Annotated in this window: 23 protein-coding genes and 2 pseudogenes; 7 read left to right on the top strand and 18 right to left on the bottom strand. The window is 54.0% G+C overall.

The features are described 5' to 3' along the window. A pseudogene (locus tag L1D47_RS01075) lies at positions 1-440 on the bottom strand (transposase); the annotation flags it as partial. 70 nt (positions 441-510) lie between these two features. After that, a pseudogene (locus L1D47_RS01070) lies at positions 511-696 on the bottom strand (transposase); the annotation flags it as partial. Positions 697-1000: 304 nt separating this feature from the next. Here L1D47_RS01070 and L1D47_RS01065 point away from each other — a divergent pair. Continuing rightward, positions 1001-1522, top strand: a complete 522-nt coding sequence (locus L1D47_RS01065) for a hypothetical protein (protein ID WP_239882219.1) — start codon at positions 1001-1003, stop codon at positions 1520-1522. A 9-nt stretch (positions 1523-1531) separates the two neighbouring features. Here the strand turns inward: L1D47_RS01065 and L1D47_RS01060 are convergent, their stop codons facing one another. Beyond that, positions 1532-2398 (bottom strand): AraC family transcriptional regulator, encoded by an 867-nt coding sequence (locus tag L1D47_RS01060; RefSeq protein ID WP_239882218.1) that lies wholly within the window; start codon positions 2396-2398, stop codon positions 1532-1534. Between the two features lie 204 nt (positions 2399-2602). Here L1D47_RS01060 and L1D47_RS01055 point away from each other — a divergent pair, with 204 nt between their 5' ends. Next, a complete protein-coding gene (locus tag L1D47_RS01055; protein WP_239882217.1) occupies positions 2603-3766 on the top strand; it encodes an iron-containing alcohol dehydrogenase in 1164 nt (387 codons plus the stop codon). Between the two features lie 79 nt (positions 3767-3845). Here the strand turns inward: L1D47_RS01055 and L1D47_RS01050 are convergent, their stop codons facing one another. The 6 genes from L1D47_RS01050 to L1D47_RS01025 form a co-directional block, all read right to left on the bottom strand. Next, on the bottom strand, positions 3846-5258 hold the full coding sequence (locus tag L1D47_RS01050; protein ID WP_239882216.1) for a class II fumarate hydratase: 1413 nt from the start codon (positions 5256-5258) through the stop codon (positions 3846-3848). A 217-nt stretch (positions 5259-5475) separates the two neighbouring features. Beyond that, positions 5476-5817, bottom strand: a complete 342-nt coding sequence (locus tag L1D47_RS01045) for a hypothetical protein (protein ID WP_239882215.1) — start codon at positions 5815-5817, stop codon at positions 5476-5478. A gap of 172 nt (positions 5818-5989) precedes the next feature. Then, positions 5990-6982 carry a formate dehydrogenase subunit gamma gene (locus L1D47_RS01040; RefSeq protein ID WP_239882214.1) on the bottom strand — a complete coding sequence of 331 codons (993 nt, stop codon included), beginning with the start codon at positions 6980-6982 and terminating at the stop codon, positions 5990-5992. A gap of 68 nt (positions 6983-7050) precedes the next feature. Beyond that, entirely contained in the window at positions 7051-7620 is a 570-nt protein-coding gene (fdh3B, locus tag L1D47_RS01035) for a formate dehydrogenase FDH3 subunit beta (protein WP_041509660.1), read from the bottom strand. Positions 7621-7640: 20 nt separating this feature from the next. Next, a complete protein-coding gene (locus L1D47_RS01030) occupies positions 7641-10496 on the bottom strand; it encodes a molybdopterin-dependent oxidoreductase (RefSeq protein WP_041509659.1) in 2856 nt (951 codons plus the stop codon). 17 nt (positions 10497-10513) lie between these two features. After that, on the bottom strand, positions 10514-10711 hold the full coding sequence (locus tag L1D47_RS01025) for a twin-arginine translocation signal domain-containing protein (protein ID WP_011863872.1): 198 nt from the start codon (positions 10709-10711) through the stop codon (positions 10514-10516). Positions 10712-11268: 557 nt separating this feature from the next. Between L1D47_RS01025 and L1D47_RS01020 the strand changes: the two genes are divergently transcribed. Continuing rightward, positions 11269-11772 (top strand): hypothetical protein, encoded by a 504-nt coding sequence (locus tag L1D47_RS01020; protein ID WP_239882213.1) that lies wholly within the window; start codon positions 11269-11271, stop codon positions 11770-11772. A 211-nt stretch (positions 11773-11983) separates the two neighbouring features. Here L1D47_RS01020 and L1D47_RS01015 read toward each other — a convergent pair whose 3' ends face one another. From L1D47_RS01015 to L1D47_RS00980, 8 genes are all read right to left on the bottom strand, one after another. Next, the gene (locus L1D47_RS01015; RefSeq protein ID WP_041509658.1) at positions 11984-12991 is read right to left on the bottom strand and encodes a formate dehydrogenase subunit gamma; all 1008 of its coding nucleotides are present in this window, start codon (positions 12989-12991) and stop codon (positions 11984-11986) included. A gap of 50 nt (positions 12992-13041) precedes the next feature. Continuing rightward, positions 13042-13632 carry a formate dehydrogenase FDH3 subunit beta gene (gene fdh3B / locus L1D47_RS01010; protein WP_041509657.1) on the bottom strand — a complete coding sequence of 197 codons (591 nt, stop codon included), beginning with the start codon at positions 13630-13632 and terminating at the stop codon, positions 13042-13044. Between the two features lie 27 nt (positions 13633-13659). Then, positions 13660-16509: a formate dehydrogenase subunit alpha gene (locus L1D47_RS01005; RefSeq protein WP_239882224.1), complete on the bottom strand. Its 2850-nt coding sequence runs from the start codon at positions 16507-16509 to the stop codon at positions 13660-13662. Positions 16510-16560: 51 nt separating this feature from the next. Next, positions 16561-16761, bottom strand: a complete 201-nt coding sequence (locus tag L1D47_RS01000) for a twin-arginine translocation pathway signal (protein ID WP_011863868.1) — start codon at positions 16759-16761, stop codon at positions 16561-16563. 165 nt (positions 16762-16926) lie between these two features. Further along, positions 16927-17592: a molecular chaperone TorD family protein gene (locus L1D47_RS00995; RefSeq protein ID WP_239882212.1), complete on the bottom strand. Its 666-nt coding sequence runs from the start codon at positions 17590-17592 to the stop codon at positions 16927-16929. A 10-nt stretch (positions 17593-17602) separates the two neighbouring features. Beyond that, positions 17603-19273: a 4Fe-4S binding protein gene (locus tag L1D47_RS00990; protein ID WP_239882223.1), complete on the bottom strand. Its 1671-nt coding sequence runs from the start codon at positions 19271-19273 to the stop codon at positions 17603-17605. A 187-nt stretch (positions 19274-19460) separates the two neighbouring features. Continuing rightward, the gene (locus tag L1D47_RS00985; protein WP_239882211.1) at positions 19461-20051 is read right to left on the bottom strand and encodes a DUF3306 domain-containing protein; all 591 of its coding nucleotides are present in this window, start codon (positions 20049-20051) and stop codon (positions 19461-19463) included. Next, the gene (locus L1D47_RS00980) at positions 20051-20521 is read right to left on the bottom strand and encodes a DUF3305 domain-containing protein (protein WP_239882210.1); all 471 of its coding nucleotides are present in this window, start codon (positions 20519-20521) and stop codon (positions 20051-20053) included. Before L1D47_RS00980 ends, L1D47_RS00985 begins: the two co-directional genes overlap by 1 nt. 295 nt (positions 20522-20816) lie before the next feature. Between L1D47_RS00980 and L1D47_RS00975 the strand changes: the two genes are divergently transcribed. From L1D47_RS00975 to L1D47_RS00960, 4 genes are all read left to right on the top strand, one after another. Then, a complete protein-coding gene (locus L1D47_RS00975; RefSeq protein ID WP_239882209.1) occupies positions 20817-21662 on the top strand; it encodes a formate dehydrogenase accessory sulfurtransferase FdhD in 846 nt (281 codons plus the stop codon). Positions 21663-21686: 24 nt separating this feature from the next. After that, entirely contained in the window at positions 21687-22592 is a 906-nt protein-coding gene (locus L1D47_RS00970; protein ID WP_239882208.1) for a helix-turn-helix transcriptional regulator, read from the top strand. An 87-nt stretch (positions 22593-22679) separates the two neighbouring features. Then, a complete protein-coding gene (locus L1D47_RS00965; RefSeq protein ID WP_239882207.1) occupies positions 22680-24569 on the top strand; it encodes a DUF294 nucleotidyltransferase-like domain-containing protein in 1890 nt (629 codons plus the stop codon). Positions 24570-24576: 7 nt separating this feature from the next. Next, positions 24577-25296, top strand: coding sequence for a 3'-5' exonuclease (locus L1D47_RS00960; RefSeq protein ID WP_239882206.1), 720 nt, complete (start codon positions 24577-24579; stop codon positions 25294-25296). A gap of 47 nt (positions 25297-25343) precedes the next feature. Here the strand turns inward: L1D47_RS00960 and L1D47_RS00955 are convergent, their stop codons facing one another. Then, positions 25344-26915, bottom strand: coding sequence for a BCCT family transporter (locus L1D47_RS00955; RefSeq protein WP_041509647.1), 1572 nt, complete (start codon positions 26913-26915; stop codon positions 25344-25346). Positions 26916-26972: the final 57 nt, after the last annotated feature.

Genomic DNA, 26972 nt, shown 5'->3' with positions numbered 1-26972 from the left:
CATGCTGTGCAACTTTATCTGCTTCGAATCAATGGTGATAGGTCTGCTTCGCCAATACTTGTAACTGCTGCGGTGAATACTAAATACTGAACAAATCCGCTTTACGCTATGGCTCTTCCTGAGTTTCTCGACTAACGAGAACTGTTCAGTGAGTCTGACATCAAGAGAGCCGTAGCCTTTTTTAAAATGGTGTTCTCTTCTTCAATGCGGCGGATTTTCTTTTCTAGCTCGCGGWTCCGCTGTTGTTCGGGGGTGAGCGGTGCGCCTTTGGGGGATACGCCTTGCTKCTCCTGTCKAAGCTGGTTTACCCATTTACGCATGGCTGAATTACTGACGCCCATCGCGCTTGCAGCCTCAGTTATGCTGTATCCCTGTTTCGTTACCAGCTGCGCAGCTTCTAATTTGAACTCTGCACTGAATGTCGGTCTTGTGTTCTTCATTTCTACCACCTTTTCTCTGGAAGTGAGTCTATCACTTCGTCTATTCAGGTGGCCAAATTCACTATGCCACTACAGGTGCGCCTTTGGGGGATACGCCTTGCTTCTCCTGTCTAAGCTGGTTTACCCATTTACGCATGGCTGAATTACTGACGCCCATCGCGCTTGCAGCCTCAGTTATGCTGTATCCCTGTTTCGTTACCAGCTGCGCAGCTTCTAATTTGAACTCTGCACTGAATGTCGGTCTTGTGTTCTTCATTTCTACCACCTTTTCTCTGGAAGTGAGTCTATCACTTCGTCTATTCAGGTGGCCAAATTCACTATGCCACTACAGATACAGACGCTGCCCGCAGGGTTCGTCTTGAGCACGTTCAACTCTTTATTACTCGGTTTTTATATAGAATAACTATACTCCAAGCCTCATGCCGCGATTTGAACGTGCTCAATTAGAACAAAATTTGTTCTCAAAAGGTCAACAGGCCCTAGGTTAAATTGGTAATAAAAATAAATATATAGACTCCGGCCCTTATGGCGGAGCGTTAACCTCTACAGGGACGTTAATCATGAAATGGAATCTACTCGTTTCGGTGCTGCTCACCGCATCGCTGGCACTGCTTGGCTATATCAAATACGCCGAACTCGCGGCAAACCACCTCGCCACCACGCAACAACTCTCCGCCCTGAGTAAACAAATCGCCGACAAGGGAAGCATCATTCCGGCTAAGACGGTCGCCTACTTCGACCTTGCCAACTGCCCTGAGGGCTGGCAACTCTATAACCAGGGGATTGGCCGCTTTACCTTAGCCATGAATAATCAAGAGAATGAACTCTCGGTGCGCAAGCTCAATGCCATCGGCGGCGAGGAGAAGCATAAACTCACACTGGCGGAATTACCCAAGCATACCCATGTCTACGACGACTGGTACTACTATGACTCGGGAGACGAGCCCGAGTACGCAACGGGTGAAGGCGATGACGTGGGCATGCGCCAGCATCAGAAGCGCCGCACCGAGCCCGAAGGCCACAGCGTGGCACACAACAACATGCCCCCGTTTATCGTCTTACTGCAATGCATCAAACAATAAAGACGCGGCTTACCTGGCGCACTCCCCCGGGCTGTGGCTGAAGTAGCGTTTGAACTCGCGGCTAAACTGGGCCGGGCTCTCGTAACCCACCTCAATAGCCGCCTGTTTTACCTTCACCCCGGGGCGCTGCAATAGCTCCCTGGCCTTATTCAAACGTAGTTTCTTCAGGTACTGAATCGGCGACGAAGCGGTGACCTCCTTGAAGCTGCGATGAAAGGCCGAGGGACTCATGTTCACCAGGGCCGCCAGCTGATCTACCTCTATGCTGGCGGCATAGTGTTTATGCAGATAGTTAAGGGCCTTGTCGATGCGCGACAGCCGGGTATGACTCAGCGCCAGGGCATAGAGCGGCGCCGCATTGGGCAGGGCCAACAGGCGATACAAGATCTCCAGTACCATGTCCTGACCCAGCGCCTCGGCCTCCAGCGGCGATTGCAGCGCCAACAGCAAACGATGAATGCTGCATTCGAGCGCCTCGCCGGTCGGCGCGACAAAATAGCCGGGCAGTCGTGATTCGTTCAGCGCCTGCGGTACCCTGTTGTGGTTGTCCATGACGGGAATGAGGCGGTTAAGCTGCGCCAGATCGATATCTATCATCATCACCAACACAGGCTCTTCCGTGCTGGCAAAGGTTTCACACTCCACCGGCATGGGCACTGTCATCACCAGGGTGTTCTGGGGATCATAGTCAAGCACCTTATCATCTAGATAGACCCGCTTCTTACCCTGCCCCACTATCATGATCCCCTGGGAGTAACACAGAGGACCACGGGCACCGTAGGCGGAGCAGCGAAACAGCTTGATGCCGGGCAATACACTATCATTCATCCCCTCATCGGGGGCCAAGGCGGACATCAGCTCGGCAATACTCTTCACAATTCACCTCATGGGACAAGACAAGTATTCAACTGAGCGAGATACTAACACCAAGGCAGGAAAATGCATCAAAATATGCCAATTTGAGCAATTTAAAACACAATAAAGCAGAAATAGGCAAGCATAGGGCAGTAATAGGTATTTAAAACTCGCGCCAAGAGACTAGTATGTGCAGCATATTCTTAGGTGACACAAGGTATCCCCATGCTTAACTTCGATTATCGTAATCCCACACAGATCGTCTTCGGTAAAGATCGCCTGGACGAGCTCGACAAGCTAATTCCAGCCGACGCCCGCGTCATGGTGACCTATGGCGGCGGCAGCGTAAAACGCTTCGGCACCCTGGACAAGGTCCTCAATGCTTTGGGTGATCGCACCGTCGTCGAGTTCGGCGGTATCGAGGCCAACCCACAATATGAGACCCTGGCCAAGGCGGCCAAGCTGGCTAAAGATGAGTCTATCGACTTCCTACTGGCGGTCGGTGGCGGCTCTGTGATGGATGGCACCAAGTTCATCGCCCTGGCGACACGCTTCGAGGGTGACAGCGCCAGCCTGCTGTTCCATGGCTTCGCGCCTGTGCCTGTAGAAGCTGATCGCGTCCTGCCGCTGGGCACCATCGCCACGCTGCCGGCCACAGGTTCTGAGATGAATGCCTTCGGCGTAGTGAGCTATAACGGCGGCAAGTTCCCGGTCAACCATCCCAGCATCTATCCAACTTTCTCGCTGCTGGATCCGACCCTGACCTTCACCCTGCCTAAAATTCAGGTAGCCAACGGTGTCGTCGACGCCTTCGTCCACGTGCTAGAACAGTATGCCACCTATCCGGTAGACGGCCGAGTGCAGGACAGAACCGCCGAAGGGATCATGCGTACCCTGATCGAGATTGGCCCTCTCACCCTGGAAGAGCCAGAGAACTACAACGCCAGAGCCAACCTGATGTGGAGTGCCACCTCGGCCCTCAACGGCATGATAGGCGCGGGCGTGCCGTTTGACTGGACGACTCACATGATAGGCCACGAGCTGACGGCGCTGTTTGGTATCGACCATGCACAAACACTGGCCGCGGTATTGCCATCGGTATGGCGCGTACGCAAGAGCCAGAAACACGCCAAGCTGCTACAATACGCCGAGCGCGTATGGGATATCACAGAAGGTGATGAGGCGAGTCGCGTCGATCTGGCGATCGACAAGACGGAGCAGTTCTTCCAGCAGCTGGGCCTCAAGACTCGCCTGCGCGACTATGATATCGCCCAGGATCAGATTGACGACATAGTCGCGGCGCTGGAAGCCCACGGCATGACGGCCCTATCTGAGTCAGGCGATCTCGGCCTGGATATCAGCCGCGAGATCTTGCAGCTGGCCTGGTAAGACCGAGCACATTGAACCGAGAAAGGCATCCCTAGGATGCCTTTTTGTTTGATAAGGCGACTCTGTCGGAATCACCATCCTATCGAGTCACCATCCTCTCGATTCGCCGCTCTCTATGAGGCCTTACCCCAGTCAGGCGCTCGGGATCCAGCAGGTGCCTGAGCTCCTCCTCGCTAAGATCTGTGAGTTCCATGGCAACCTCTAGTATGGGCCGCTGCTCCTGATAGGCCTGCTTGACGATTTTAGCGGCCTGCACATAGCCGACCTTAGGACTCAGAGCGGTGACCAGTATGGGATTGCGGTGCAGAGATGCCGCTATACGTTCACGGTTCACCACAAAGCTGGCTATCGCCTTGTCGGCCAGCAGGCGCGACACATTGCCGAGGATCTCTATGCTCTCCAGCAGATTGACGGCGAGCAGCGGCTGCATCACATTCAGCTCAAAGTTACCAGACTGCCCGGCGACTGTAATAGCCATATCGTTACCCATCACCTGCGCTGCGACCATGCAGGCGGACTCAGGGATCACTGGGTTGACCTTGCCGGGCATGATGGAGGAGCCGGGTTGCAGGGGTTGCAGGCTAATCTCACCGATCCCTGCCAGCGGGCCTGAGTTCATCCAGCACAGGTCGTTGCTGATCTTCATGATAGCCACCGCCAGCGTCTTCAACTGGCCCGATAGTGCCACGGCGGTATCATGGCTCGCCATGCGGCTGAACAGGTTATCGGCAGGGCGAAACTGGGTGCGCGTCAGCGCCGAGAGTCTTTCACAAAATAGCCTTGAGAATTCCTCATGGGTATTGACCCCTGTCCCCACCGCCGTGCCGCCTACCGGCAGTTGGGCCAGCTCACCACTGAGCGCCACTAGTCGTTGGCGGCACAGATCGATCTGACTCCCCCAGCCCCCCAAGACCTGATCGAAGCGAATAGGCATGGCATCCATCAGATGCGTCCTGCCCGTCTTGGTAACATCGCCAAGCTGCTGCGCCTTGGCCGTAATGGTCTGCGACAGGAGTGTTAGCGAAGGCAGCAGCGACTGCTCTACCGCCAACAGGGCACTGATATGAATGGCACTGGGAATGATATCGTTACTGCTCTGCCCCAGGTTTATTGCATCGTTGGGATGCACACTCTGCCCCAGGCGCGACGAGACCAGACTCGCCAGCACCTCGTTGGCGTTCATGTTACTGCTGGTACCCGAGCCGGTCTGAAACATGTCGATGGGGAAATGGCGCATCATCTGGGGATCCGCCAGCAGATCTTGTACCGCCTGAGCGACCGCCTGGGCTATGTTGGGCGCTAACAGCTTAAGGGCCACATTGGCCTCGGCGGCGGCAAGCTTGGCCAGCAACAGGGCGCGAATGAAGCTGCGTGGCACGGGGCGACCACTGACCGGAAAGTTCTTGATCGCCCGCGCCGTCTGCGCCCCATACAGGGCATCGGCGGGTATATTGAGATCGCCCATACTGTCGCTAACCCGTTTGTTCTCCATCTCTGTCTCCTGCTTGACGAGGCTACCTTGAGCTTAGGTCAAATTGGTTTGACTGGCGATCAGCGACAGATGATCCAGACAAATCACAACCAGCAGACAATATTCAGAGTGAGAAACTCACTTAAGCTGAATACCGAGGTCAACCGAGTCACCAACAAGGTAGTATGAAATAGGGAGAGCGGGTTAAATTAACCGAGCATTGTGCATTAAGCTCGGCTTATCCACTGACCTTATTAATGAGAAAACGAAACTGCTGGTCATCAAAGTCGAGTACGACGGCTTTATCCAGGTCGATAAGCACCTGAGACTGAGTATCATAACCCTTGCCGCTCAGGCTAAAATCGACCAAGACCTGAGCCTCATTGTGCGGAGTCACGTTGACACTGAATCGATACTGATCCCCCAGCATCACATACTTAGCCGCGGCCTGATTAACTAACAAGGTTGGTGTGCCAAGCAACTCATCTTTCAAGGTGATCTCCGAACTCACCTGAAAGTCGTCGGCAAGGCTCACGTTACTGGCAACCAAGCCGATTGCCAAAAGTATCCCTCTGTACATTATTTAACTCCCTTTAAATCATTCATTGTTAACAGCATAAGCTAGTCGCTTTAGGGAAAGTTGTCCATCATCCACCACCCGTTTTCAACACAAGGTGTATTGGCGATAAGATAAAAAAACACCCCGCCAGAGACCTGACGAGGTGTTTGTATTGTTTAGTGTCGCTTAAAGATTACTCTTTATATTTCAGAGTACCGTTGGCTTTGATCTCATCATACCAAAGGTTGTGATGCTGGGTTGCCCAGTTCTCATCACAGTAACCCGACACCATACACTCCATACCACCTTCTGACATCACGGTTGCCATGAAGATATGCACGATAGAGAAGGCGCAGATAACGATGGCACTGACAGAGTGAAGTACCAGAGCGATCAGGCTCAGGGTGCGACTAGGCTCGAACAGGTTCGGGAACAGCAATAACATGCCTGAAGCCGAGATGATCAGACCGAACAGGGCGAAGGCCCAGAACCACATCTTCTCACCCGCGTTGGCAAAGCCTGCATCCGGGTGCTTACCCTTGAATGGGCCGAAGTTGATATAACCGCCCACAACCAGGAACCACTTAACGTCATACATCTTAGGCAGCTGATTCTTAGCCCAGAGGGTAGTCATCAACGCCCAACCTAACATGAAGGGGATCGCCATGTAGTCGTGGATCTGCTTAGCACCATAGACCAGGCCGGCCCAGAAGCCTTCACCCAGATACGGCTGGAAGAAGAAACGTCCCGCCAGCAGCGTCAGACCCGTGAGGATCAACAGCAGACAAGGGATCGCCCCCAACCAGTGGATAGAGACATCAAATTTCGACCAGCGATACACCATCTTACCCGAGAAGCCATGATGCAACTTGGAGATACCGTTCACCTTGATGAACAGCACGAAGATGATGATCATGCCAAACAACGCCGCCATCAGGGCGGGTGCCAGCCAGTCGCTGCGAAGCTCCAACACCCGCAGATCATAGCTGTTGATCGGCTGGTTATGGAACTGACCGTGAGAGGTCGTATATCCGGTGGCGCCCGCCTGTAGCTCAGACCAGATCTGCCCCTCGGTGGCGGCATGGGTATGGTCGGTCGCATCGCCATGGGCGAACGACAGGGCACTGAATGTGGTACCTATCACTAGCGCTAAGATCACGCTAAATTGTTTGAACCATTTGTTCATATTACATCCTTATCGTCCACACCGGGCAGGCCCGGTGTGGATTGTTGTGGCCTTATACAAGCTGGGGATTAACCCCAAATCGCATTTTTCGAACCACGGTATGCAACACGCTCGCGGAAGATGTTTGAGATAACCTCAGCATCACCGGCAAGTAGCGACTTAGTCGCACACAACTCGGCACACATAGGCAGCTTGCCTTCGGCAATACGGTTAGAACCGTACTTCTGGCGCTCTGCGTCTGAATGGTTCTCTTCAGGACCACCGGCACAGAAGGTACACTTATCCATCTTGCCGCGGCTGCCGAATGCGCCCTTCTTAGGGAACTGAGGCGCGCCAAACGGACAGGCGTACAGGCAGTAGCCACAACCGATACAGGTATCTTTGTTGTGCAGCGTCAGACCATCTTCCGTCTTGTAGAAGCAGTTTGCCGGACAAACCGCCTGACAAGGGGCGTCGGTACAGTGCATACACGCCACAGAGATAGAGGACTCGCCAGGCTGACCGTCATTGATGGTCACCACGCGGCGACGTTGAATACCCCACTCGAGCGCAGAGTCGTTTTCGTTCTTACATGCCGTGACACAGCCGTTACATTCGATGCAGCGCTTGGTATCACATAAAAATTTCATTGTAGCCATAATGGCAAATCTCCCGATACTTAAGCTTTAGTGATCTGACAAAGCGACGCTTTGGTCTCTTGCATCTGCGTGACAGGGTCATAACCATAGGTCAATGCCGTGTTCGCAGACTCACCAATCACATAAGGCACAGTACCTTCTGGATAGTTATTCTCTAGGCTCTCACCGTGCATCACACCGGCGAAGTGGTATGGCATCCAGGTCACGCCAGGCTTAACGCGAGGAGTCACCATGGCCTTGATCTTGATGCGGCCACCTTCGGCGCCTTCCAGCCATACTGTGTCGCCGTTGCGGATACCGCGATCGGCTGCATCGCCTGGGTTGATCTCAACAAACATCTCTTGTTGCAGCTCGGCCAACCATGGGTTAGAACGAGACTCTTCACCACCACCCTCGTACTCAACCAGACGACCCGAGGTCAGACCCAGTGGGTACTTAGTTGCCGTGTCTTTCTCTTGAATAGACTTATACAGCGTAGGTAGACGATGAACCTGCATGTCGTCGTACGTTGGGTACTTAGACACGAGATCGCGGCGCGGCGTGTACAGCGGCTCACGGTGTACAGGCACTTGATCAGGGAAGGTCCACACGATACAGCGGGCCTTAGCGTTACCAAATGGGATACAACCGTGCTTCATGGCCACACGCTGGATACCACCAGAAAGGTCGGTCTTCCAGTTCTTGCCTTCGGCTTCGGCTTTCTCTTCGGCGGTCAGATCGTCCCACCAGCCAAGTTGCTTAAGCAGCTTGTCGCTGAACTCAGGGTAACCATCCTGAATCTCGGCACCCTTAGAGAAGCTGCCTTCGGCCAGCAGGTTCTTGCCTTGGTACTCGACGCCATAACGGGCACGGAAGTTACCACCGCCCTCCAGCACGTGCTTGTGTGTGTTGTAGAGGATCTGGGTACCAGGGTGTTTCTGCTCTGGTGTACCCCAACATGGCCATGGCAGACCATAGGTGTCGCCCTTGGCCGGGCCGCCTTCTGCCTCGAGCGTCTTGTTGCTGAAGGTGCCCCAGTTTTGGGTGTGCAGCTTCAGACGCTCTGGGCTCTGGCCAGACATACCAATGGTCCACATACCGCGGTTGATCTCGCGGGTGATGTCTTCGATCACTAGCATATCTTTGGCATCTTTCGCGATGCGCTTAGTGTATTCCTTGTCGAAGCCTAGCTTCTGCGACAGGCGATACATGATCTCGATATCTGTCTTAGACTCGAATAGTGGCTCGATCACCTTCTCACGCCACTGCTGGCTACGGCCAGAGTTAGATACTGAGCCTTCAGTCTCGAACTGAGTCGCCGCAGGTAGTAGGTAGACACCATTCTTACGACGGTGCATGACACCCGCCATTGTTGGGAATGGATCCACAACCACAACAGTGTCCATCTTATCCAGGGCGTCACGCACCTCGCGCTGACGGGTTTCTGTGTTGACAGATTGTCCCCAGAAGAAGGCCATGCGAACGCGATCTTTCTGCGCCAGCTTCTCAGGCGTCTCTAATACGCCGTCGTGCCAACGAGAACATGGGATACCAGGGGTGTTCATTGGGATGCGACCCAGGTATTCGTTCTGGTCGAAACGACCCTTAACCCAGTCGAAATCCAGATCCCAAACGTGTGACCAGTGCTTCCAAGAACCTGTCTTCAGGCCGTAGTAGCCAGGCAGGGTATCGAACAGCAGACCCAGGTCGGTCGCGCCCTGTACGTTATCGTGACCACGGAAGATGTTAGTACCGCCGCCAGAAACGCCCATGTTGCCCAGTGCAAGCTGCAGGATACAGTAGGCACGGGTGTTAGCGTTACCTACGTGGTGCTGGGTACCACCCATACACCAAACCACAGTACCAGGACGGTTTTCGGCCATCAGCTTAGCCGCTTGGTAAACCTGCTCTTCGCTCACGCCAGTGATGTTGGCCACTTCTTGTGGTGGGAACTTCTTCACCTCTTCACGGATGGTGTCCATCTCGAACACGCGCTGCTGGATGAAGGTCTTGTCTTCCCAGCCGTTTTCGAAGATGTGCCACAACATACCGTAGATGAAAGGAATATCGGTACCAGGACGCAGTGCACAGTGCAGATCAGAGTGAGCCGCGGTGCGAGAGAAACGTGGGTCGACCACGATGATCTTAGCGTTGTTCTTCTCTTTAGCGATCAGGATATGCTGCATGGCAACAGGGTGTGCCTCGGCAGGGTTTGAACCGATAAAGAAGATTGCGTTGGCGTTCTGGATATCGTTGAAAGAGTTGGTTTGCGCACCATAACCCCAAGTGTTAGCAACACCGGCTACAGTGGTAGAGTGACAGATACGTGCCGAGTGGTCGACGTTGTTGGTACCCCACATGGCCGCAAATTTACGGTACATGTAGCAGCCTTCGTTAGAGAACTTGGCACTACCCATGAAGTAGAGTGAATCTGGACCAGACTCTTGACGAATGCTCTGCATCTTGTCGCCAACTTCGTTGAAGGCCTGCTCCCAAGAGAGCTTCTTCCACTTGCCGTCGACCAGCTTCATCGGGTACTTAAGACGCTTCTCGCCGTGACCGTGTTCACGCAGCGCAGCCCCTTTGGCACAGTGACCACCGGCGTTGAATGGGTGATCGAATGCAGGCTCCTGACCCGTCCAGACACCATTTTGTACTTCGGCGTACAGACCACAACCGACCGCACAGGCACTACATACGGTGCGCTTGATCTCGATAGGTGCATCGTGTGGAATATCTTTCGCTTCGGCGCGGCGCATCATGCCGGTACCGAGAAGAGAGGCTGCCGCGATACCACCGGTAGTGATACCCGCATGCTTCATAAATTGACGACGGCTGATGCCTAAGCTTGGCTTGGCCGCAGCGACTGCCTCATTTGTTTTGCGCGTTAACTTCATCGCTCAAATTCTCCTAATTAGCTACGCAAGCTATTGTAATAACTGCGGATATGTGCGGTTTCATGGTAGCCATCGGCATGTTTTTCTTGAGATTTACTTTCTGTTGCATTGGCAACACTCACACCGCTTGCGGCGATGGCCACACCGGCCGTACCACCTATGGTGAGTGCTTTCAGCAGAGATCTACGATTCAGATCGGGCTGTTGCTTCTTCATTCTTGCTCCTAGAGGAATAGGAAGTTTCGATTAGTAGGGATGATCTATTCAAACTCGCCACCGCAACACGAGTTAACCCAATGTTATTTACAGGTGGCTAATTGGTAAAAATGCTATATTTTTTAAAAACATCCGATTAATTGCCGTTGCAATATAAGGAAGAAATGAAGCTGAGATATTGATCTGAACAGGGGTAGGTACGCGGAAAAATTGAATAAATGACCAAAGTGTTAAGCCTGTCATATTTTACTCAGTGCACTTTGCTGGCAATCCCTAAAAATAGTCAAAACCGGGATCCAGTAGATGTAATGAAGTTGTTGTTGAAAATAAAGTTCATGATTAAAAATCGAACAAAGATGATCAATCTCGATGATGACTTCATTGCCTATCCAAGATTAACAGCCACATTCTCTATAGTGACATTCACTCAATGAGGCACTCACATTCCCACCATTTAAATTCCTCTATCCAACTAAATGTTGTAATGATAGTGTGAGCAAGCATGAGTTCCTGAAAAATGAATTTTCTTGTATTAGATATACGCAGGAGTTGTATAAATGAAACCACTCATCTTTATCACATTCATGAGTTTACTCACTCTATCAATTGCGGCAGAAGCAAAGGTATGTAAAAAAGGACAACCTTGTGGAAATTCGTGCATATCTTGGGCTAAAACTTGCAGAATAAACTCCATCACGCCCCCCGTTAAGGTGACCACAGGTAATCAACGGGCAAATTTGAGTGATAGAAAAAACAGAATAAAACCAGAAACCCAGTTTGGATGTGATCTTATGTGGGGAGCTATCGTTGATTCTATCCTATTCGAAGAAAGCGAACGACAAGTGATCGAGAAAGCTCTACTTAAAATAAAAAACTCCAGTGGTGGCAATCAACCTATTCAGGCTACAGAAATCCATAGCCTAATTGGAAACTTAATCAAGAAAGTAAAAAATGATCAAAGCCTAATAAATGCTGTAAAAAACAATTACCTTAACACCTACAATCAATTCCTACCTGCCTGCATTACTGAAACAGAAAAATCACTACACGCTAAACAGTAAACTAACCCTTTCTATGTCGCCATAAACCGTTTTTCAAGATTACAACTAGTACAAAACATAAATCAGTTCCAGCTCACCAAAATAAATCTGAAATACCTTTTTGGTCATATATAATGTTAAAAAATCAATAAAAAACACCCCGCCTGGTAGCCAGGTGGGGTGTTTCGTTTATGCGCTTTCGTTCAAGCTAAAGCGGCTATTCTTTGAGAGCCTAGTCTCTGTATGTAAGAGTACCGTTCTCTTTGATCTCGTCATACCAAAGGTTGTGGTGCTGTACCGCCCAGTTCTCGTCACAGTAGCCCGACTTCATACACTCCATACCACCTTCACTCAATACGGTCGCCATCCAGATGTGGACGATCGTAAAGGCAATGATGATGATGGCGCTGAGGCCGTGAACCAGCAGTGCCGCCATGGAGGCTTCACGTGGCAGTTCGAGCCCAGGCATTACCAGCATGATGCCGGAAACCCCGATGAAGAGACCGAACAGGGTCAGTGTCCAGAACCACATCTTCTCACCGGCGTTGGCGAAGCCGCTGTCTGGGTGCTTCCCCTTGAAGGGACCAAAGTTGATGTAACCACCAACCACCAGGAACCACTTAAGGTCATACAGCTTAAATGTCTGCAACGGCATCCATTTAACCACACAGATGGCCCAAGCCACGATGAACAAGGGACCCGCATAATCGTGGATCGTCTTGCTGCCGTAGATCAGCGAACCCCAAATACCTGTGCCCACATAGGGTTGCAGCACATGCTTACCCAGCATGATGTTAAGACCGGTAAAGATCAACGCCAGGCAGGAAAGTGCCATCACCCAGTGAATCCAAAGATCGGCCTTGGTCCAGCGCAATACCATCTTGCCAGAGAAACCATGACTTAGCTTTGAAGGACCATTCACCAGATAGAAGATCAAGAAAGCACCGAACACACCGCAAACGGCCAGTGCCATCACAGGGGTGAGATAGTCATTCTTAACGTTAGTGCCTTCGATGGCAGACACGTTAATCATTACCCCAGTCTCCACACCCTTGGCTGTGGTGTATCCCTTGTCGCCTGACTTCACGGCTTTCCATAACTCAGCGTCGCTGGTATTGGCCATCTGTTGACTGGTCTGTTCGTCAACGGCGTAGGCTGACGTCGTCAGACCTAAGCCCATTGCCAAGACCAATGGCAATAACAACACAGTGAATAGGCTGCGCAGTGATTTTAATAACATAGTCACTCCTTTACAGACCGCAAGCCCGAGGGCTTACGGTACTATTCACTTTAAACGCCAGTCTTAGGGGTGTAACCCCAGATCGCATTAGGGTTACCACGGGCCGCGATACGCTCACGGTAGATGTTGGAAACCACTTCCGCATCACCGGCGAGCAGGGCCTTGGTCGAACAAAGCTCGGCACACATAGGTAACTTACCCTCGGCCAGACGGTTAGCGCCGTACTTCTTACGCTCCGCGTCGGAGAAGGTCTCTTCTGGGCCACCGGCACAGAAAGTACACTTATCCATCTTGCCGCGGCTGCCAAAGGTGCTCTTCTTAGGGAACTGAGGCGCACCGAATGGGCAGGCGTATAGGCAGTAACCACAACCGATACAGGTATCTTTGTTGTGTAGCGTTAGGCCATCTTCCGTCTTGTAGAAGCAGTTTGCTGGGCAAACGGCCTGACAAGGGGCGTCGGTACAGTGCATACAAGCCACAGAGATCGAGGCTTCACCGGGTTGACCATCGTTGATGGTCACGACGCGACGGCGTTGGATACCCCACTCGAGAGCGGAATCGTTTTCGTTCTTACATGCTGTGACGCAACCGTTACACTCGATGCAGCGTTTGGTGTCACATAGAAATTTCATGACTGCCATAATGGCTTATCTCCTCATCAAGTTGCGTTAGGCTTTGGTGATCTGACACAAGCTAGACTTAGTCTCTTGCATCTGAGTCACGACGTCATAGCCATAGGTCAATACTGTGTTGGCCGATTCACCAATGATGTAAGGCACTGTACCTTCTGGGTAGCTCTTCTCTAGGCTCTCGCCTTCGAACATACCCGCGAAGTGATACGGCATGAAACACTCGCCTTCAATCACACGCGGTGTCACCATTGCCTGCACCTTGATCTTGGCGCCTTCTGGGCTGTGAACCCAAACGACATCGCCATCACGTAGACCACGATCCGCCGCATCGGCAGGGTTGATCTCGATGAACATCTCTTGCTGTAGTTCAGCCAACCAAGGGTTAGAACGTGTCTCTTCACCACCGCCCTCGTACTCAACCAGACGACCAGAGGTCAAGGCAAGTGGGAACTCTTTAGCAAAGTCCTGATCCTGAATAGACTTGTACAGGGTAGGAAGACGCGCAACCATACGGTCATCGTAAGTTGGGTACTTAGACACCAGATCACGACGAGGCGTGTACAGCGGCTCACGGTGAACCGGAATATCATCCGGGAAGTTCCACACGATACAACGGGCCTTAGCGTTACCAAATGGAATACAGCCGTGCTTGATGGCGACACGCTGGATACCACCAGAGATATCTGTCTTCCAGTTCTTACCTTCGGCAGCCGCTTTTTCTTCGGCAGTCAGGTCGTCCCACCAGCCAAGCTGCTTAAGCATCTTGTCGGTGAACTCTGGGTAACCATCCTTGATCTCGCTGCCCTTAGAGTAAGAGCCTTCGGCCAGGATGTTGTTGCCATTGTGCTCAACACCGTAACGGGCACGGAAGTTACCACCACCGAAGCGGACTTCACGGTCGGTACGGTAGAGGATCTGGGTACCTGGGTGCTTCATCTCAGGCGTGCCCCAACATGGCCAAGGCAGACCATAGGTTTCGCCCTTAGCTGGGCCACCCGGTGCTTCCAGACTCTTGATGTCGAAGGTGCCCCAGTTTTCCTGGTGCATCTTCAGACGCTCTGGGCTCTGGCCGGTGTAACCAATGGTCCACATACCCTTGTTGTATTCGCGGACGATATCTTCGATCAACGGCTCATCGCCATTCACCTTGATATGCTTGCACAGTTCTTTCTCTATGCCCCACTTCTTCGCCAGCTTGTACATGATGACGTGGTCAGGCTTAGACTCGAACAGCGGCTCGATCACCTGTGAACGCCACTGCAGTGAGCGGTTAGAGGCAGATACCGAACCATAGGTCTCAAACTGAGTCGCCGCCGGCAGCAGGTAGACACCGTCTTTACGGGTATGCATGACGCCCGCCATGGTTGGGAACGGATCCACAACCACCACAGTGTCCATCTTGTTCAGTGCTTCACGCACCTCACGGCCACGGGTCTCTGTGTTGACCGACTGACCCCAGAAGAATGACATACGGATGTTGTCTTTCTGGGCGATCTTAGACTTGTCTTCCAGCACGCCGTCGTGCCAACGAGAACAAGGAATACCGGTAGAGGTCATAGGATCCTGACCCAGGCGTTGTTCCTGGTCGAAGCGCGCCTTGACCCAGTCATAGTCCAGATCCCACACGTTACACCAGTGCTTCCAAGAACCTGTCTTGAGGCCGTAGTAGCCAGGCAGGGTATCGAACAGCAGACCGAAGTCGGTAGCGCCCTGTACGTTATCGTGACCACGGAAGATGTTAGTACCGCCGCCCGATACGCCCATGTTGCCCAGCGCCAGCTGCAGGATACAGTAAGCACGGGTGTTGGCATTACCTATGTGGTGCTGAGTACCACCCATACACCAGACTATGGTGCCAGGCTTAGTCTCGGCCAGCGTCTTGGCCACACGGTACATCTGCTCTTTAGGCACACCAACCACGTTTTCAACTTCTTCAGGCGTCCATTTAGCGGCAGCTTCGCGAATGCGCTCCATGCCGTAGACACGCTGGTCGATGAAGGTCTGGTCTTCCCACTTGTTTTCGAAAATATGCCACAGCAGACCATAGATATAAGGAATATCGGTACCTGGGCGAATATGCACGTACTCGTCGGCCTTAGCCGCAGTACGGGTGAAACGAGGATCGACAACGATAATTTTCGCGCCGCGCTCTTTACCTTCCAGAATGTGTTGCATGGCAACCGGGTGGGCTTCAGAAGGGTTAGAACCGATAAACATCATCGCCTTGGCGTTGCGAATATCGTTGAACGAGTTGGTTTGCGCACCATAGCCCCAGGTGTTAGCAACACCGGCTACAGTGGTAGAGTGACAAATACGTGCCGAGTGGTCGACGTTGTTGGTGCCCCACATGGCAGCGAATTTACGGTAGAGATACGCCTGCTCGTTAGAGAACTTAGCACTACCCATGAAGAAGATTGAATCCGGGCCTGACTCCTTACGGATATCCAGTGCCTTCTGACCGACTTCCTCGATAGCCTGATCCCAAGAGATACGCTTCCACTTACCGCCTTCGAGCTTCATGGGGTACTTGAGGCGCTTCTCACCATGGCCGTGCTCACGCAGAGACGCACCCTTGGCACAGTGACCGCCGGCATTGAATGGATGGTCGAAAGCAGGTTCCTGACCTGTCCACACGCCATTTTGCACTTCGGCATAGATACCACAGCCCACTGAACAGTGAGAACAGATGGTACGCTTCACTTCGGTTGGCGCATCATGTGGCACTTCTTTCGCTTCGGCTTTGCGCATCATTCCAGCGCCAAGCATAGAGGCCGCGGCAATACCACCAGTAGCAAGACCTGCAGACTGAAGGAACTGACGACGACTTAGACCTAGGGCAGGCTTTTTAGCGACTTCTGCCTGGTCTGTTTTGCGGGTTAATCGCATCACACACTCTCCTAATGTTATTGAATTACTGCGTAATTACTCGTCCAAGGCTTACTTGGTACGTAAAGACGCGTAATAACTACGAATATGATCTGTCTCGTGGTAACCATCGCCATGCGCTGCATCTTTTTGAGGTGCAGGCGTTGCTGCCGCAGCCTGGCCGCTCACGGTTGCCACGGCACCCGCTGCACTGCCCAGGGCTAATGCTTTTAGCAATTGACGACGACCCATATCGGAAGCTTGCTTCTTCATAGTGTCTCCTTGATGTTGACTCAATTTGGGCCCTAGTCCCATCATCTCGGTCAACCTAGCTTTCAGCCGGTTAACGCTAAGACCAGGACCCGACGCTTGGTGAGGGTTACCCCTCGGTTTCAGTATGTCGGCGCGTTGGCGCCGACATCAAAGCTAAACCACAGCCTAGGACGCGAGTTCGCTGGCTGTTGGTTCAATCTTCTCCGCTTCACTGCCGGGGCAGTTCACCGGAATATCTAACTTAAGTTGTTCAAACTCATTGGCTTCGATAACGAAAAACGCCTTGGCCAGCTGCGCCACAGTGGCGTAGAAGGCCGCGCTTGGCGCCCGTCCAAGATGGTCGCAGAAGCGATCTATCCAGCTGCCGATATGGCGCTGATAGAAGGCTAGCTGGCGGAAGCCCGGCGCCTCCAGGATCAAGGTGCCCATCACCTCACACAGGGCGGCCACGTGATCTTCCGGCTCCTTCACCTCTTCGCTACGTTCGAAACCCAGCTGCGCGAGATCCTGTCTGAGCAGGGCCAGCGGCTTGTCCATCAGCGAGCCAGTCATAAACCAGCTGCCATAGGGCAAGATCTCACCGCTACCGACGCCGAGGAAGATGTTGAAATACTCATCTTCCAGCAGCTCGGGGGTAAACTGACCCGCCGCCAATTTCAGCGCTAACCAGGCCTTGGTCATGTCGCTGTCATCGTCGGCATCTATCTCCAGGGTGGAAAGGAACTGCAACAGTTCAGCACTTGGCTGCTTGCGTAAAAGTGCCGCCAAAAGCTGGTAGATATCGGCTCTTAACTGATCGTTTTCTGATACTTCTCTTACTAATTCGGTCATGGCTAAACTCTTATCGCAGTTGCTTTTCAGGATCTTGAAGTATGTCTTCAAACATGTCTTTTACCCGGCAGTCGCTACACATTTTCAGACGCTCGGTATTCGCGCTAAAGGCACTGTGTCCGCCGACTACATCCAGCATCCGTTGCACCATGGATTGGGTGGCGAATGGGGTACCACAACGAATACATTCGAACGGGGCCTCCTCATTCAGGGTTTGACGGCTCTGACGGGCCGCCGCATCGAAATTAATCTGTGGTGTCAGGCTGATCACCTTCTCCGGACAGGCCGACTCACACAGGCCGCACTGCACACAGGCCTGCTCGACAAAATAGAGCGCCGGCTTGTCGCCGCCGTCGGTCAGCGCCTGGGTAGGACAGGTCGACACACAGGAGAGACACAAGGTGCAGTTATCTGTGTTAACACTCACCTTGCCGTAAGGAATATTGCTCTTGCTCAGACAGGCATCGGTAGAGGCCGCCTGGCTGTTGAGGTGATCGATCGCCGCGTAGAGGGTCTCACGCTTAGTGGTGGCAGCGAATTCACCCGGCACTATCACGGGCCAGCTGGCGCTCGGCTCGATCAGCGCGGCTAGCTCGGCAATCTGCTTGGCCTCAATCACGCTCACTCGCTGGGGCTGCCCCATCTCGTCGAGGATCTCGTTGGCCAGCTTAAGCTCACCGTTGAGCATCTGAGTCAGGGTCGGCGCGGTGGCCTCAGTGTTGAGCACTAAGATCTGACGTGCGCCCCAGGCCAAAGCCGCCATCCAGTGATCCATGCTGGCGACGGTGATCTCCTCAACTTCTACCGGCAAGATGGCACCAGGCAGCTCGTCGCTAATCAGTGAGGCACCCAGGCTGGCATCGTGGAACAAAATCACGGGGGCGGTCTGCGCCGCACTGCGAAAACGTGTCACCAGCTTGTTCAGGTAGGAGTGCAGCGCCTGTGGCGTCGGCAAATCGTAACTGATGGCTCCCGTTGGGCAGGCATTGGTACAGCTACCCGCACCATGGCAGAGGTAAGGGTCGATCTCTATCTTGTGATCTACGCTGGCAATGGCATCGGCAGGACAGAAGTTGAGGCAACGGTTGCAGCCATCTATGCCGTTTCTGTGGTGAGCACAGATATCGCTGTTCACCTTGACATAGCGAGGCTTGTCGAACTCGCCGATCAACTCGGGCAGCTGGGCGATGGCATCCATCAACTTGGCCTCATCCTGCCCCACGTAGAAATAACCCGGTGGCAGCATCTCGAGGTTGATGCAGGGAGACTGGCTCAGGTCGAGGATAAGATCGAAATGGGCCTTACGAATGGCCACCAGGCTGAGATCGGCAGTGCCATCATCATGCTCCACCTTCACCTGGAACTGGCCAAGGAAGCCTTTGATCTCGATGAGCTTGTTGTAATAGCTCTCGACATCTTCGGCGGCGTTCATCACCTTCTCCAGGTGTTCTTCATCCTGGCTGGTGATCGATTCGTTGGCCAGAATGGCGCGCTGACCCATGTTGGTCAGCTTGTCGGCCGCCAGACGTGCCAGATCTTCGGGGCCAATGACCAACACATTGCCCTCTGTGGTGTAACTCACTGTGGGTGGGATCAGGTTCTGCAGAATTTGTGTCTGTCCCAACACTTGCTGGCGCACCTGTTTCAGGTGGGCCAAATTGTCGCTCGTCTCTAAATGCATGCTCACATTGCGTTCCTAAGCAGTATTTGGCTGCTGTATCAGCCGGGTGGCTGTTGTGCTCTAACGGCATGCGCTTGTTGCGCCAGCTTCACCCTGAATTCAACGATTATCTAACTCGTTGTTAATTGCGGTTAATACAGCAATTCACGTACCAAATTTATGGATTTAAAAGCACTCTAAACTTACCTTAAACAACAGGTGGCTTGGTTAATGCCTGTAATTCTGGTTCATTTTGGGGCACCTCCTCGGATGCCCTGTCCAAATTGTCCTCGGCCTGTGGCGCACCGTTTTCCTGCTGCGCCAACTGTGTTTCAGCCGCGTCGGCACCAGCCTCCGCCGCCTCTTCATCCTTAGTCAGATGCCTGAAGACCTTCTTGGCTAATTCGGCCGATACCTCGGCAGTCAACTTGGGCTGATCCGTATAGTCCAGGGCATATTCCAGCAGGCCATCGATCTCGTTATAGTGAGGCTGTTTCCACAGGGCTCGCAGGGCCGCCGTCTTGGCTTCTGGGTCGACGTTGTCGGCCATGAAACTGGCGAAGCTGCCGCCCACCTCTATCTTCTCGGGATCCGGCAGATCGTCGGCGGTCAGTATCTTCTTCTCTTCGCCAGGGGCTTGGTCGCTCGGCTCGTTAACCTCTGCACCTTCGGCCTCAACCGAAGACTCGATAGTTGGCTCTAGCTCCTGTTCGGCCAGGCGCGCCGCCTCTTCCTCAGCCTGCACCTGCTGGCGACGCTGGGTCCAGCGTGCGAAGAGTCCGCTTGGTTTATCACTCATCAGGACACCAGCCCCCTATCCGGATTGGTACTTGGCCCCTCATTTTTACGGCGATTAACATGCTTGCGCCTATGGGCGCAGATCTCCACCTCGCCGTGACGGGTGATGAAGGCCTCGATCCAACAGGCGATCGCCTTAGGCATGGCGAAGTTCAGCACAGGCGTGTCCCCTTCAAGGCAACCGGCTGCGACATTTTGGTCGGCCGAGATATAGGCGGGTACCCAGGTACCATCTTCCAGCTCGTCGCACACCACGTAGAGCATGGCATTATCCATATCCAGGTTGATGCGATAGCTACCGCGCTCATCTTTGTAGAGCTCCAGCATGACGATGTGGGCCCCGGCAGGCGCGGGCTGAGTGGCAGGGACTATCTGATCTAACTCCCAACTTTCAGCTGTCCAGCGCCCCATCTGTTTCTCCACCTTTTTCAGTGAGACATACATGGGCCATTGACTTTCGGTATGTTGCATTGCGTCTCCGTTTTGCCTAGCAGGCCGGCGTATTGCAGATTCGCCGGGCATTGGGTTAGCGATAGACCTACCAAAGCAATTTACATGCCATCGCCAGAAGGGGAATAGTTTGAACTGGATCATCAAATCCCTAACAAGCGTAGGACAATTTGTCCTAAAAGCCATTTTGGCCGGGACAGAAAAGGGCGACATCTCACAAAGTCGGCTCCTGGATCACGCATTTACACTCGAAATCATTGCATGGGAACGATACTTGCTATGCTCAGTGCGCCCCCAATGCAACAAGACGAGAGCAATGACAAGTTATAAACACCCCACACTGGTCAAGACCCAGGCCGATGCCCCCCTCACCATGGCCGTGAAGGCCATCAACGAGCAGGGCGAAGTGGTCGACAAATATATCGCCTGTGAACGTCCCCTCACCCTCTACCTGAACTGGCGTCCCATAGTGACCCTGATGACACTCGGTGCCCGTCCCGAGGCGTTGGCACTGGGCTACCTGAAAAATCAGGGCTTCATCAGCGATGTCGAACAGCTCGAGTCTGTGATCGTCGATTGGGGGGTTAACTCGGCGGCGGTGATCACCAAGGAGTCGACCGCACACCTGGAAGAAAAGCTGGCAGAGAAGACGGTGACCACAGGTTGCGGCCAGGGCACTGTCTATGGCGGCTTCATGGATGGCGTCGAAGATATTCGCCTGCCGACCCCAAGGCTGAAGCAGAGCATGCTCTACAGCCTGCTCAATAACATCAGCGCCTACAACGAGACCTATAAGAATGCCGGCGCCGTGCATGGTTGTGGCCTGTGTGAGGGCGATCAGATCATCGGCTTCGTCGAAGATGTCGGCCGCCATAACGCTGTAGATACACTGGCCGGCGAGATGTGGCTCAAGCAGCAGGGGGGCGGCAACAAGCTGTTCTACACAACTGGGCGTCTCACCTCTGAGATGGTGATCAAGGTGGCCAAGATGGGGATCCCTGTCCTGCTGTCACGCAGCGGTGCCACCCAGATGGGACTGGAGCTGGCCCAGAAGCTGGGGATCACCATGATCGCCCGCGCCAAGGGGCGCCACTTCCTCATCTATCATGGTGCGGAAAATATCGAATTTGATGCCACACCGCCGAAACGCAACCTAGGTTAACGGCAAAGGTTTAAAGGACTATCCATGACTGAACCCAGCGAACTCGTCTACATGAGCGCCAAGCAGGTCGCCGAGTATCTCGACCTGAACGAGAAGAAGGTCTACTCCATGGCCAACGACCGCATATTGCCCGCCACCAAGGTGACGGGTAAGTGGCTGTTTCCCAAGATATTGATAGATCGTTGGGTCATGGACTCCTGCCACAGTGGCATGTTGTCGGATCGCATGCATATCACGGGCAGTGACGATCCCCTGCTCTCCATGTTGGTGGCCCGTCTCATGTCCAAGATAGGCAAGAGTGACCTGATCAGCTACAGCTCCACAGGCTCTCGCATGGGGCTAGACCTCTTGTCTCGCGGCTATGCCGACGTCTGCACCCTGCATTGGGGCAATGTGGAAGAGCGTAACATTCGCCACCCGGCTCTGTTAAAGGGCTACCCTAACCACCAGCAGTGGGTGATGGTACACGGCTATACCCGTCAGCAGGGGCTGATGATGCGCAGCGAAATGCACCACAGATGCCAGGAGGAGGAGAAGGTGATAGGTCTGCCCTGGCGCTGGGTGGGACGCCAGGCGGGTGCCGGTAGCCAACAGCATCTGGAACACTGGCTGATCAAACAAGGCGCCAGCATAGAGCAGCTCAATCCCCAGATCACCGCCTACAGCGAGCGTGAGCTGGCAGGCTTCATCGCCCGCAACGAGGCCGACATCGGCTTCGGCTGCCAGTCTGTGGCGCTGGAGAGCGGCCTGAGCTTCGTGCCTCTGGTAACCGAATCTTTCGACTTCGTGATGCCCCAGGGGATCTACTTCAGACGTCAGCTTCAGGCACTGTTCGAGATGCTGGGCAGCGCCCAGACCCGACAGCTCGCCGCGCAACTCGGCGGCTATGATCTCAGCCAGTGTGGTCAGATGCTGTGGACGGCCCATTAGCCCGAAATCTTTTGGCTTCATCGCCTTACAAAGCCTGTGCTATGGGGTAGTATGTAGGGTATTAGCAAAACATCTACAGGCAAGCCGATGGAAGCAGAATTAAACGAGATCCAAAACTTCTTAGTCCAGTATCCCCCGTTTAACGCCCTGCCCGACGAGGTGGTTGACATGGTAAGCCACCATGTGGAGATCGCCTACTACCGCCAAGACACCCCCATCATCCACTTCGGCGATCATATCCATGACCTCTACATGGTGCGCAGCGGCGTGGTAGAGGTCTACCGCCGCAAGGGCGAACTCTATAACCGCCTCGATAGCGGCGATCTCTTCGGCCAGATGGGCCTGCTGACCAACAACAAGGTGCGTTTCCCCGTCAAGGCGATAGAAGATACCCTGGTCTATTGCATCCCTGAGGCGATCTTCCAGGAACTCTATGAGCAGCACGATACCTTTGCCGACTTCGTCGAGGTAGAAGACAGCGCGCGCCTGCGCCAGACGGTATCTAACTCCAGCGACCAAAATGACCTGACCACCTCCAAGGTAAAGACCCTGCTGACCCGGGATGCCCCGGTGATCCATAAAGATGAGAGCATACAGCAGGCGGCCATCCGAATGGCCCAGGAGAATGTCTCCTCGCTACTGGTGATCGATCCGGACGTCTTGGACGATGAGGAATCCGATGTATCGCCCCTGCTGGGAATCATCACCGACAGGGATCTCTGCACCCGGGTCGTCGCCGAAGGCATCGACCCGGCCACCGAACTGGCCAGCGTGGTGAGTGCAGAGGTGATCACCCTAGATCACAACGCCTATGTCTACGAGGCCATGCTCACCATGCTGCGCTACAACGTGCACCATCTGCCGGTATGCAAGGGACGCAAGCCCATAGGCATCATAGAAGCCACGGATATCGTCAGATACGAGTCGCAGAACTCGCTCCTCTTGGTCAGCAGCATCTTCCAGCAGCAGAGCCTGGAAGATCTGGCGACGCTTTCTGCCCAGGTCAAAGACAGCTTCGTGCGTCTGGTCAACGAGGATGCCAACTCCCATATGGTGGGCAGCGCCATGTCGGTGATCGGCCGTAGCTTCAAGCAGCGCATACTCGAAATGGCCGAAGAGAAACTCGGGCCGCCGCCCATCCCCTACTGCTTTCTCGCCCTCGGCTCTATGGGCCGCGACGAGCAGCTGATCGTCACCGACCAGGACAATGCCATCATACTCGACGACAGCTTCGACAAGGGCAAACACGACGACTACTTCAGCCAGCTGGCCCAGTTTGTCTGCGATGCCCTGGATCGCTGCGGCTACAGTTACTGCACCGGCGATATCATGGCCACCAATCCTATGTGGCGCATGACCCGCAAAGAGTGGGAAGCCTGTTTCGCCGACTGGATTGACGACCCCAATCCCAAGGCCCTGCTTAACGCCTCCATCTTCTTCGATCTCGATGGCGTCTATGGCCGCCTCAAGTGGGCCGAGCAGCTCAACGGTTTCATCGTGCGCCGGGCGCGTAAGAACAACTGCTTCCTGGCCTGCCTGGCCCGCAACGCCCTCAACCGCACCCCACCACTGGGCTTCTTCAAAGACTTCGTGATGGAGAAAGATGGCCGCCATAACAACTCCATCAACCTCAAGCGACGCGGCACGGCGCCGCTGGCGGATCTGATCCGGGTACACGCCCTGGCGGTGGGCTCACGCTCTCGCAACTCCTTCGAGCGCTTGGACGACATCATAGACGCCAATATTCTTCCCAAGGGCCGTGCCCAGGATCTGCGCGATGCCATGGAGTTCATCTCCATGGTGCGTATCCGTCATCAGGCTTTTGATGTCGAGCAAGGCATAGATCCCGACAACAACATTGAACCGGAAAATCTGTCCGACTTCGAGCGGCGTAACCTCAAGGATGCGTTTCAGATCTTGAGTAATGCCCAGAACTTCCTCAAGTTCCGCTACAACGCCAGCAATCAGTTCAAGTGAGGCCAAGATGCTGAAGAAGCTACTCTCACCGCCTAGCATCGACTGGCCCGGTAAGTTTGAGCAGAGACTCAAGACCACTGAGCATGAAGGCTTGCGCCAGTACTACATGGGTGGCCTGCCCGATCCCGACACCCCGCTGGCGGAGATAGAGTTTCTGGCCATGGATTTCGAGACCACGGGCCTGAATGTCGACAAGGATGACATCGTCAGCATAGGCACAGTGCCCTTCAATCTGCGGCGCATCTTTCTCAATCGCGCCCAACACTGGACGGTAAGGCCCAGGGAACAGCTGGCCGAGGAGTCGGTGATCATCCACGGCATCACCCACAACGACATACTGGACGCACCGGATTTTTCCGCCATCTTCGAACAGGTACTGCAGCAGATGACGGGTAAGATCATGGTGGTGCACTATCAAGAGATAGAGCGACGCTTCCTGGAACGGGCACTGATCAACCGTATTCGGCAGGGGATAGAATTTCCCGTGATAGACACCATGGCACTGGAAACCGACATACAGAATCGCCAGCATGGAGGCCTGCTCAATCGTCTCAAAGGCGAGAAGCCGGGCTCGGTAAGGCTAGGACAAAGCCGCTCGAGATACGGCCTGCCCAGCTATCCGCCCCACAACGCCCTGACCGATGCCATCGCCACCGCAGAGCTACTGCAGGCACAGGTCGCTCATCACTTCGACCCCAGCCGTCCTATCAAGGATTTTTGGCAATAAAAAAGGCGGCCAGGCCGCCTCTTTTTTTTGCTTTAACCGACTCAGCTTTAGAAGCGCTCGGTACGCATCCCCTTGAGCAGGCTGACACACATCAGCAACAGAATCACGGTAAAGGGTAGCGCGGTAGAGATAGCTCCGGCCTGCAAGGCCTGAATCGCCCCAGTGCCGCCAATCCACAGCAGTGCCATGGCAATCGCACCTTCCAACAGCGCCCAGAACACACGTTGCGGTACGGGCGCGTCTATCTTGCCGCCGGCGGTAATGCTGTCGATCACCAGAGAGCCGGAATCCGACGAGGTGATGAAGAACACCAATACCAGCACTACGGCGATGATGGATAGCAGAGTGCCGAAGGGTAATACATCGAACATCTGGAACATGGCCAGTGGCACGTCGGTCAGGCCTTTCTCACCCAGCTCGCCCACCTTGTTGACCACTTGATCGATCGCCATGCCGCCAAATACCGACATCCAGATCAGGGTCACAGCCGTGGGTACCAGCAGCACAGCGGTAATGAACTCACGCACTGTACGCCCCTTAGAGACCCTAGCGATAAACATGCCCACGAAAGGCGACCAGGAGATCCACCAGGCCCAATAGAATACCGTCCAGCCCTGGAACCAGGCCTCATCGGTACGGCCGTGAGGATTACTCAGGGGAATGATGTTCTCCACATAGGCCATCAGGGTGGTGGGAATGGTGCCCAGACTCACGGCGTAGCCGATCATGGCCACCAAGATAAGCAGCAGGAAGGCGACGATCATATTGATATTACTGATCACCTTAACGCCACCGTCGATGCCGCGCACCACAGAGACTACGGCGAGCAGAGTCACGCCGACAATCACTATCATCTGCAGCCCAAGACCGGCATCCAAACCAAACACGTGGTGGATACCACTGGCGGCCTGCTGGGCCCCGAGTCCTAGCGAAGTTGCCAGGCCAAACAGGGTAGCCAACACGGCGAGGATATCGACGATGTGACCCGCCCAGCCCCAGGCTCTGTCACCCAGCAGGGGATAGAAGATGGAGCGAATAGAGAGAGGCATACCCTTGTTGTAGGCGAAAAAAGCCAGCGACAGGGCGACCACACCATAGATGGCCCAGGGGTGCAGACCCCAGTGGAACATGGTGGCACCTAAGGCCAATTTGGCCGCCTCGGGTGTGTTCGGCTCAACGCCGAGCGGCGTCTCATACCAGCCGGTGAAATAGGCCACCGGCTCGGCCACACTCCAAAACATCAGGCCTATCCCCATGCCTGCCGCAAATAGCATGGACAACCAAGAGAGGAAGGAGTAGTCCGCCGTGGCCTCGTTGCCACCCAGGCGTATCTTGCCATACGGCGACAGGATCAGGCCCAGGCAGAAGATCACAAAAATATTGCCCGACCAGATAAACAACCAGTCGAACGCGCCAATAATCTTCCACTTGATACCGTCGAGCACAGACTTAGCCGTCTCGGGATCGGTCAGTAGGGTCGCCAGCAAGAAGGCAGCGATCAACCCGGCACTCACCCCAAATACGGGGTTGTGTACATCAAACCCCCACTTCTGCACATTGTCCTGACCAACCGTATAGTCGGTGCTTTCAATGCTGTATTTATCAATACCTTTCGTCATCGATTCTCTCCGTTAAAACCTCAAAGAATCGCCACCAGGCCATCATTTAGATTCGAT

It is taken from the genome of Shewanella sp. Isolate7, assembly GCF_022398425.1.
Classification (GTDB): domain Bacteria; phylum Pseudomonadota; class Gammaproteobacteria; order Enterobacterales; family Shewanellaceae; genus Shewanella.
Note: the sequence above shows the minus strand (reverse complement) of the source record. Positions and strands in the feature narration are given on the sequence as shown.

Excerpts from the sequence above, each read along its gene's own strand:
- L1D47_RS00955 (WP_041509647.1), bottom strand. The coding sequence starts at position 26,915 with ATGACGAAAGGTATTGATAAATACAGCATTGAAAGCACCGACTATACG.
- L1D47_RS01050 (WP_239882216.1), bottom strand. The coding sequence starts at position 5,258 with ATGGAGAACAAACGGGTTAGCGACAGTATGGGCGATCTCAATATACCC.
- fdh3B (WP_041509657.1), bottom strand. The coding sequence starts at position 13,632 with ATGGCAGTCATGAAATTTCTATGTGACACCAAACGCTGCATCGAGTGT.
- L1D47_RS00975 (WP_239882209.1), top strand. The coding sequence starts at position 20,817 with ATGACAAGTTATAAACACCCCACACTGGTCAAGACCCAGGCCGATGCC.
- L1D47_RS00980 (WP_239882210.1), bottom strand. The coding sequence starts at position 20,521 with ATGCAACATACCGAAAGTCAATGGCCCATGTATGTCTCACTGAAAAAG.
- L1D47_RS01045 (WP_239882215.1), bottom strand. The coding sequence starts at position 5,817 with ATGTACAGAGGGATACTTTTGGCAATCGGCTTGGTTGCCAGTAACGTG.
- L1D47_RS00990 (WP_239882223.1), bottom strand. The coding sequence starts at position 19,273 with ATGCATTTAGAGACGAGCGACAATTTGGCCCACCTGAAACAGGTGCGC.
- L1D47_RS00970 (WP_239882208.1), top strand. The coding sequence starts at position 21,687 with ATGACTGAACCCAGCGAACTCGTCTACATGAGCGCCAAGCAGGTCGCC.
- L1D47_RS01000 (WP_011863868.1), bottom strand. The coding sequence starts at position 16,761 with ATGAAGAAGCAAGCTTCCGATATGGGTCGTCGTCAATTGCTAAAAGCA.
- L1D47_RS01055 (WP_239882217.1), top strand. The coding sequence starts at position 2,603 with ATGCTTAACTTCGATTATCGTAATCCCACACAGATCGTCTTCGGTAAA.
- L1D47_RS01020 (WP_239882213.1), top strand. The coding sequence starts at position 11,269 with ATGAAACCACTCATCTTTATCACATTCATGAGTTTACTCACTCTATCA.
- L1D47_RS01065 (WP_239882219.1), top strand. The coding sequence starts at position 1,001 with ATGAAATGGAATCTACTCGTTTCGGTGCTGCTCACCGCATCGCTGGCA.
- L1D47_RS01025 (WP_011863872.1), bottom strand. The coding sequence starts at position 10,711 with ATGAAGAAGCAACAGCCCGATCTGAATCGTAGATCTCTGCTGAAAGCA.
- L1D47_RS01030 (WP_041509659.1), bottom strand. The coding sequence starts at position 10,496 with ATGAAGTTAACGCGCAAAACAAATGAGGCAGTCGCTGCGGCCAAGCCA.
- L1D47_RS01005 (WP_239882224.1), bottom strand. The coding sequence starts at position 16,509 with ATGCGATTAACCCGCAAAACAGACCAGGCAGAAGTCGCTAAAAAGCCT.
- L1D47_RS00960 (WP_239882206.1), top strand. The coding sequence starts at position 24,577 with ATGCTGAAGAAGCTACTCTCACCGCCTAGCATCGACTGGCCCGGTAAG.
- L1D47_RS00965 (WP_239882207.1), top strand. The coding sequence starts at position 22,680 with ATGGAAGCAGAATTAAACGAGATCCAAAACTTCTTAGTCCAGTATCCC.
- L1D47_RS01040 (WP_239882214.1), bottom strand. The coding sequence starts at position 6,982 with ATGAACAAATGGTTCAAACAATTTAGCGTGATCTTAGCGCTAGTGATA.
- L1D47_RS00995 (WP_239882212.1), bottom strand. The coding sequence starts at position 17,592 with ATGACCGAATTAGTAAGAGAAGTATCAGAAAACGATCAGTTAAGAGCC.
- fdh3B (WP_041509660.1), bottom strand. The coding sequence starts at position 7,620 with ATGGCTACAATGAAATTTTTATGTGATACCAAGCGCTGCATCGAATGT.
- L1D47_RS00985 (WP_239882211.1), bottom strand. The coding sequence starts at position 20,051 with ATGAGTGATAAACCAAGCGGACTCTTCGCACGCTGGACCCAGCGTCGC.
- L1D47_RS01015 (WP_041509658.1), bottom strand. The coding sequence starts at position 12,991 with ATGTTATTAAAATCACTGCGCAGCCTATTCACTGTGTTGTTATTGCCA.